This window comes from Xinfangfangia pollutisoli (assembly GCF_020179405.1).
GTDB lineage: Bacteria > Pseudomonadota > Alphaproteobacteria > Rhodobacterales > Rhodobacteraceae > Pseudogemmobacter > Pseudogemmobacter pollutisoli.
In genome coordinates, this window is record NZ_JAICBZ010000130.1 from 1 (window position 1) to 6,878 (window position 6,878).

7 protein-coding genes and 1 tRNA gene are annotated in these 6,878 nt (G+C 69.0%); 5 read left to right on the forward strand and 3 right to left on the reverse strand.

The window, feature by feature from the left end; all coding sequences use genetic code 11:
• The first annotated feature begins 180 nt into the window (after window positions 1-180).
• Window positions 181-258: transfer RNA gene (locus K1Y73_RS20815), tRNA-Pro, on the forward strand.
• Window positions 259-337: 79 nt separating this feature from the next.
• Complete coding sequence (locus tag K1Y73_RS20820) at window positions 338-1,417, forward strand: 2'-deoxycytidine 5'-triphosphate deaminase (protein WP_225030273.1); 1,080 nt, start codon at window positions 338-340, stop codon at window positions 1,415-1,417.
• A 22-nt stretch (window positions 1,418-1,439) separates the two neighbouring features.
• Here the strand turns inward: K1Y73_RS20820 and K1Y73_RS20825 are convergent, their stop codons facing one another.
• Window positions 1,440-2,255 carry a sulfite exporter TauE/SafE family protein gene (locus K1Y73_RS20825; RefSeq protein ID WP_225030274.1) on the reverse strand — a complete coding sequence of 272 codons (816 nt, stop codon included), beginning with the start codon at window positions 2,253-2,255 and terminating at the stop codon, window positions 1,440-1,442.
• A gap of 69 nt (window positions 2,256-2,324) precedes the next feature.
• Window positions 2,325-3,311 (reverse strand): tRNA dihydrouridine(20/20a) synthase DusA, encoded by a 987-nt coding sequence (gene dusA / locus K1Y73_RS20830; RefSeq protein ID WP_225030276.1) that lies wholly within the window; start codon window positions 3,309-3,311, stop codon window positions 2,325-2,327.
• Window positions 3,312-3,435: 124 nt separating this feature from the next.
• On the opposite strand from dusA, the gene K1Y73_RS20835 reads away from it, so the two are divergent.
• The 3 genes from K1Y73_RS20835 to bioB all read left to right on the forward strand — a co-directional run bounded on the left by K1Y73_RS20835 (window position 3,436) and on the right by bioB (window position 5,717).
• Window positions 3,436-4,104: a GntR family transcriptional regulator gene (locus K1Y73_RS20835; RefSeq protein ID WP_225030278.1), complete on the forward strand. Its 669-nt coding sequence runs from the start codon at window positions 3,436-3,438 to the stop codon at window positions 4,102-4,104.
• Window positions 4,105-4,188: 84 nt separating this feature from the next.
• Window positions 4,189-4,746 carry a biotin transporter BioY gene (locus K1Y73_RS20840; RefSeq protein ID WP_225030280.1) on the forward strand — a complete coding sequence of 186 codons (558 nt, stop codon included), beginning with the start codon at window positions 4,189-4,191 and terminating at the stop codon, window positions 4,744-4,746.
• Window positions 4,743-5,717: a biotin synthase BioB gene (bioB, locus tag K1Y73_RS20845; protein WP_225030282.1), complete on the forward strand. Its 975-nt coding sequence runs from the start codon at window positions 4,743-4,745 to the stop codon at window positions 5,715-5,717. The genes K1Y73_RS20840 and bioB overlap by 4 nt, the downstream gene beginning before the upstream one ends.
• 1 nt (window position 5,718) lies before the next feature.
• Here the strand turns inward: bioB and K1Y73_RS20850 are convergent.
• The coding region (locus tag K1Y73_RS20850; protein WP_225030284.1) for an aminotransferase-like domain-containing protein at window positions 5,719-6,878 on the reverse strand (1,160 nt) is incomplete at its 5' end.

Here is a 6,878-nt window from a genome sequence, read left to right on the forward strand (position 1 = left end):
CTGCGCGCCCTGCCCCGCGGCAGCCTTGCCGGCAAGGCGCCCGAGCTGGCCGCTTTGGCCGCCCGGATCGACGCGCTGCGCGCCCGTCTGGCCGCGCCGCCGGTTTCCGGTTGATCTGCCTCGGAAAGATGCGCTTTCGCGCTTGCCCCCCGCCGCAAAACCGTTATGTAGGCCCCGTGTCGGGCCGTAGCGCAGCCTGGTTAGCGCGTCCGTCTGGGGGGCGGGAGGTCGAGAGTTCGAATCTCTCCGGCCCGACCATCGTAAAACCGCCCGCCTGCATCCGCAGTGCGGGCGGTTTTTCTTAAGGCCAGGTTTTCAAAGGCTAACGGGGGGTCCAATGGCAAAGAATCCCGGGGTCCTGCCCGACAGTGCGATCCGCGATCTGATCGGCACGGGCGCGATTTCCGCCCAGCCTGCCGTGACCGATGCGCAGGTGCAGCCCGCCAGCCTTGACCTGCGGCTGGGGTCTGTGGCCTATCGCGTCCGGGCCTCGTTCCTGGCCGGTGACGGGCGCAGCGTGGCCAGCCGCCTGCCCGAGTTCCAGATGCACGCCGTCGACCTGGCCCAGGGCGCGGTGCTGGAAAAGGGCTGCGTCTATCTGATTCCGCTGGCCGAAAGCCTGGCCCTGCCGCCGGGCATCACCGCGGTCGCCAATGCCAAATCCTCGACCGGGCGGCTGGACCTGTTGACCCGTACCATCACCGATGGCGGCACCGAATTCGACCGCATTCCCGAGGGCTATCATGGCCCGCTCTGGGCCGAGGTCTGCCCGCGCAGCTTCTCGGTTCTGGTGCGCCAGGGCCAGCGGCTGAACCAGATCCGTTTCCGCCAGGGCGAAGCGCGGCTTTCGGATGCCGATCTGGCGGCGCTGCATGCGCGCGTGGCCCTGGTCGATGGCAAGCCGGTGATCTCGGAAGGTTTGGGCTTTTCCGTCGATCTGCGCCTGCCGAAGACGACCCTGGTCGGCTATCGCGCCAAGCCGCATACCGGCGTCGTCGATCTGGACCTGATCGGCCATTACCCCGCCCGCGACTTCTGGGAAGAGGTGCATAGCGAGGATGGCCGCATCATCCTGGACCCGGGCGCCTTCTACATTCTGGTCAGCCGCGAGGCGGTGACCATTCCCCCCGATCACGCCGCCGAAATGGCGCCCTATCTGGCGATGGTGGGCGAGTTTCGGGTGCATTACGCGGGGTTTTTCGACCCGGGCTTCGGCTGGGCCGAAGCGGGCGGCGCGGGCAGCCGGGGCGTGCTGGAAGTGCGCTGCCACGAGGCGCCCTTCGTGCTGGAACATGGCCAGGTCGTGGGCCGGCTGGTCTATGAACGGATGTCGGCGCCCCCGGCCCGGCTTTATGGCGCCGGGATCGCCTCGAACTATCAGGGCCAGGGGCTGAAACTGGCCAAGCAGTTCCGCTAAGCCCCGGGCTTCGCAGCGCCCCCTAGAACATCACCTTGCGCAGCATGTTCAGCGCGACCAGCGTCAGGAAGACCGCGAAGGCGCGCTTCAAGGGTTTGGGATTCATCGCATGCGCCAGCCGCACGCCCCAGGGCGTGGTCAGAAGCGTGGTGCCGATCACCACCAGGAAGGCCGGCAGGTTCACCGCGCCCAGCGTATAGGGCGGCGCGCCCTCGGCCGGGACCATCAGGAAGCCCACCACCGCCGGCACCGCGATCAGCACGCCAAAGCCCGAGGCCGTGGCGACCGCGCGATGGATCGGCATCGAGAACAGCGTCATCAGCGGCACCCCGAACGTGCCGCCCCCGATCCCCATCATCGCCGAGAAAAACCCCACGGCCGAGGCCAGCATGCCGCGCAGCGGCTCGCCCGGCATGGCCGCACCCAGACGCGCAGAATCGCGGCCGAAGGCCATCCACAGCCCCGCCAGCCCCGCCAGCACCCCGAACACCGCCTGCAGCGCCTGCGAGGGCACGCGCGCCGCGACATAGACGCCGATCGCCGCCGAAATCACCAGCCAGGGCCCCCAGCTTTTCAGCACCGACCAGTCGACCGCGCCCTTGCGGTGATGCGCCGCAACCGAGCGCAGCGAGGTGATGATGATCGTGGCCAGCGAGGTGGCGACGCAGACCTGCATCACCTGGCCCTCGCCATAGCCCAGCACGTTGAAGGCATAGAAGAAGGCCGGCACCAGCACGATGCCGCCGCCCACGCCCAGAAGCCCCGACACCACGCCGGCAAAGCCGCCGATCAGGACAAGGGCCAGGATCAGGGTCCAGTGCTGCAGGATCTCGGTCATCGCATCTCTCCGGCGGGTCTGACCCTTGGGCTTTACCTGTCCCGACCGCCGGGGGCCAGAGCCCTTGCGTCAGGCCGCCTGGGCCGAGGCCTCGACCCGCGCCAGCGCCTGTTCGACCAGCGCAATGCCCGCGCCCTCGGCACTTGCCCCCTGCGACAGGACCTGCCGCCAGCCGCGCGCGCCGGGCAGGCCATGGAACAGGCCCAGCATATGGCGGGTGATCTGATGCAACCGCCCGCCCGCGGCCAGATGCGCCTGAATATAGGGCAGCATGTCGCGCACGACCTGGGACCGTACGGGCGTATGGTCCATACCCCACAGCCCATCGGCGCCGATCAGCGCATGGCCCGGATCGTGATAGGCGGCGCGCCCGATCATCACCCCATCCAGCCCCCGCGTCAGCAGCGCCCGCGCCTGATCCAGCGTCGCGACGCCGCCATTCAGGCAGATCACCAGATCGGGGAAGTCCCGCTTCATCTGCAGGACCAGATCGTAATCCAAGGGCGGGATCTCGCGGTTTTCCTTGGGCGACAGGCCTTGCAACCAGGCCTTTCGCGCATGGATCACGACATGGCGCACGCCCGCCGCCGCGACCTGCTGCAGGAAATCCGGCAGGACCTGCGCCGGGTCCTGATCATCGACGCCGATCCGGCATTTCACCGTCACCGGCACATCGGCCTGATCCTGCATCGCCTTGACGCAATCGGCGACCAGCGCCGGCCGCTCCATCAGCACGGCGCCGAAACAGCCCGATTGCACGCGGTCCGAGGGGCAGCCGCAATTCAGGTTCACCTCGTCATAGCCCCAGTCGCGCGCGATCCGCACCGCCTGGGCCAGTTCGCCGGGCACCGATCCGCCCAGCTGCAAGGCAACGGGATGTTCCTCGGCCGAGAAATCCAGCAGCCGCGCCTTCGGGCCGTGCAGGATCGCCGGCGCCGTCACCATCTCGGTATACAGCATCGCCCGGCGCGTCATCAGCCGGTGGAAATACCGGCAGTGACGGTCGGTCCAATCCATCATCGGCGCGACGGACAGTCTGTGCGACAGGTCTTGCATGATCCTCGGGCGGCGGCGGAAGGGGCGCATCGGCTATACACCCTGCGGGCTGCGGGGCCAAGCCGGTCGCCCCGGCGCAGGATGACACATCGACAAGGGCGCGCCGGCATATTATCTATAATTCATGAAGCACATCCCCGAAGAAACCCAATCCGCCCGCATTGCCCGCGTCCTTGCCGACCGCATCATCCGCGGCGAGATCGCGCCCGGCGCTCGGCTGCGGCAGGATCATATCGCCGCCGAATTCGGCGCCAGCCACGTCCCGGTGCGCGAGGCGTTTCGCGAGCTGCAGACCCAGGGCCTGGCCGAGAGCGAACCCAGGCGCGGCTTTCGCGTGACCGAGTTCGACGTGGCCGAGTTGCGCGAGGTGGCCGAGATGCGCGCAAGCCTTGAATCCCTGGCCCTGCGCCATGCCGCACCCAACCTGACGCGCAGCATTCTTCTGGAAGCAGAACAGGTTACCCGCCACGGCGACAGCGCCAGCACCGTGCGCGACTGGGAGGAAGCGAACCGCCGCTTCCACCATCTGATCCTGTCCCCCTGCCGCATGCCGCGCCTGTTGCGAACCATCGACGACCTGCAGGCGGCCAGCGCGCGCTTCCTGTTTGCCGCCTGGCGCCGCGACTGGGAGGCGCGGACCGATCACGACCACCGCGCCATTCTTGAGGCGCTGCGCAAGGGCCAGACCGACCTGGCCTGCGCCACGCTGGCGCGGCATGTCGGCTGGATCGGCAAGCGCAAGACGGCGACAAAAAATGCTGATCCGACCGAGACTTATGCGCTTCTTGGCTGATTATCTATAATCTTGATTGCCGATCCCGGATCAGACCGCCCTAATTATAGATAGATTCGACCCCTATCTGCAAAGGACTGATCCATGGCATTTCTGAACCCCTCACCGACCCGGGCCGCAGCGCTTTGGCGCGATACCGGGATCGCGCTGGGCGGCGCGGCGCTGATCACGCTGGGCGCCAAGCTGCAGATCCCGTTCTGGCCGGTGCCGATGACGCTGCATTCGCTGGCGGTGTTCTTCCTGGCCGCGGCGCTTGGCCCGCGGCTGGGCCCGGCTGCGATGGCCGCCTATCTGGGCGCCGGGGCGCTGGGACTGCCGGTCTTCTCGGGCACGCCCGAACGCGGCATCGGGCTGGCCTATATGGTCGGGCCGACCGGCGGCTATCTTGCGGGCTATCTGCTGGGCGCGGGGCTAACCGGCGCGCTGGCGCAGGGGCGCGGGATGATCGGGCGCTTTCTGGCCATGCTGGCGGGCCTTGCGGTGACTTATGCGCTTGGCCTTGCCTGGCTGACCCTTTTCGTTCCGGCGCCGAAGCTGCTGGCTGCTGGTTTGACGCCCTTCCTTCTTGGCGATCTGGTCAAGCTGGCGCTGGCATCCGGCCTGATCGCCGCGCTCGTCCGCCTCAAGGTCCGCGCAGAATGATCCGGACCGACTGGACCATGGAGGAGGCCAGGGCGATCCACGCCCTGCCCTTCGCCGACCTGATGAACCGCGCCCAAAGCCTGCACCGCGCGCATTTCGACCCGAATGCGATCGAGACGGCCAGCCTTCTGAGCATCAAGACCGGCGGCTGCCCCGAGGATTGCGGCTATTGCTCGCAATCGGCCCATCACGATACAGGCGTCAAGGCCACCAAGCTGATGGAAACGGGGGAGGTTCTGGCCGCCGCCCGGCGTGCCAAGGCCGCCGGCGCACAGCGCTTCTGCATGGGGGCCGCCTGGCGCAGCCCCAAGGATCGCGACATGGACAGGCTGTGCGCCATGGTGCGCGGCGTGTCCGACCTGGGGCTGGAAACCTGCATGACGCTGGGCATGCTGTCGCCCGGGCAGGTCGCGCGGCTGAAGGCGGCGGGCCTGGATTTCTACAACCACAACATCGACACCTCGCCCGCCTATTACGCGCAGATCGCCAGCACCCGCAGGATGGAAGACCGGCTCGACACGGTCGAACAGGTGCGCAAGGGCGGCATCAGGGTCTGCTGCGGCGGCATTATAGGCATGGGCGAGGCCGAGGAAGACCGCATCGCCATGCTGGTGACACTGGCCACCCTGCCCGCGCATCCCGACAGCGTCCCGGTGAACCTGTGGAACGAGATCAAGGGCGTGCCGGTGCAGGCGCGCGCGCAGGCCGTCGATCCCTTCGCGCTGCTGCGCATCGTGGCGCTGGCGCGGATCCTGATGCCGGCCTCGGTCCTGCGCCTGTCGGCCGGGCGCACGGGGATGAGCGACGAGCTGCAGGCGCTGTGCTTTCTTGCCGGCGCGAATTCGATCTTCGTGGGCGACCAGTTGCTGACCACCGGCAACCCGGCGGCCTGGAAGGATCATGACCTGCTGGCCCGGCTTGGGATGCACATCGCCCCCGCGCAGCCCCGGCCCCGGGTGACGGCGGAATAGCTTAGCCCGGAACGCTTCGGGCAAGGATCTGCACCGCCCGGGCGATCTGCCCCTCGTCCAGCGCCGCAAAGCCCAGGCGAAAGGCCTGCGGCGCCGGGCCCTTCAGCGCGAAGCGCGTGCCGGAGAGCAGGGCCAGCCCCGCCTGCCCCGCGGCTTCGGCCCAATCCTCGGCCGACACCGCCTTGCAGCGCAGCCACAGCGCAAGGCCCCCGGCGGGCAGATCAAAGCTGATGCGCCCGGCCAGATGCGCCTCCAGCAGCCCCGCCAGCAAATCCCGCCGCGCCCGGTAGACCCGCCGCGCCTTTCTCGCGTGACGCCCCAGATCACCGTCGCGGATCAGCTCCGCCAGCGCCGCCTCCAGCGGCGCGTCGCCCTGCCGGTCGATGGCGGCCCGCGCCTCGGCCATCCGCCGCAGCAAGGGCTCGGGCGCCAGCGCATAGCCCAGGCGGATCCCGGGCGAGAGCAGCTTTGACAGCGAGCCCACATAAATCAGCGGCAGGCCTTCGGGCGCGCGGGCGGCCAGCGGCAGCACCGGGCGGCCCTCGAAGCGGTACTCGTGATCGTAATCATCCTCGATCAGCGCAAGCCCATGGCGCTGCGCCAGATCCAGCAGCTGCAGCCGCCGCGCGGCCCCCATGGTCACGGTGGTCGGGTATTGGTGATGCGGGGTCACATACACCGCCCGGATGCGCGGATCGCGGGCCAACGCCGCCTCCAGCGCGTCGATCCGCAGGCCGCCACCATCGACCGGCACGCCCTGCACCTGCGCCCCCGCGGCACGGAACGCCGCCCAGGCCAGCGGATAGCCCGGCTCTTCGACCGCGATGACCTGACCCGGCGCCAAAGCCGCACGCGCGGCCAGAAACAGCGCCATCTGGCTGCCACGGGTGATCAGCAGCTGCTCCGGATCGGCCACCACGCCGCGATCCGAGGACAGATAGGCCGCCAGCGCCTGGCGCAGGGGCAGGCTGCCGCGCGCATCGCCGTAATCCGCCCCGGCGCGGAAGGCGGGCGACAGCAGTGCGCGGCGAAAGGCACGGGCCAGCGCCTTGTCGGGCACCAGTTTGGGGTCGGGCGCGCCATCGGTGAAGGCCAGCCCGGCGCGCGGGGCCATCGGCGCCGGCGCGGCGCTTTCTGGGCGGCGCGCCAGCATCGGCTGTG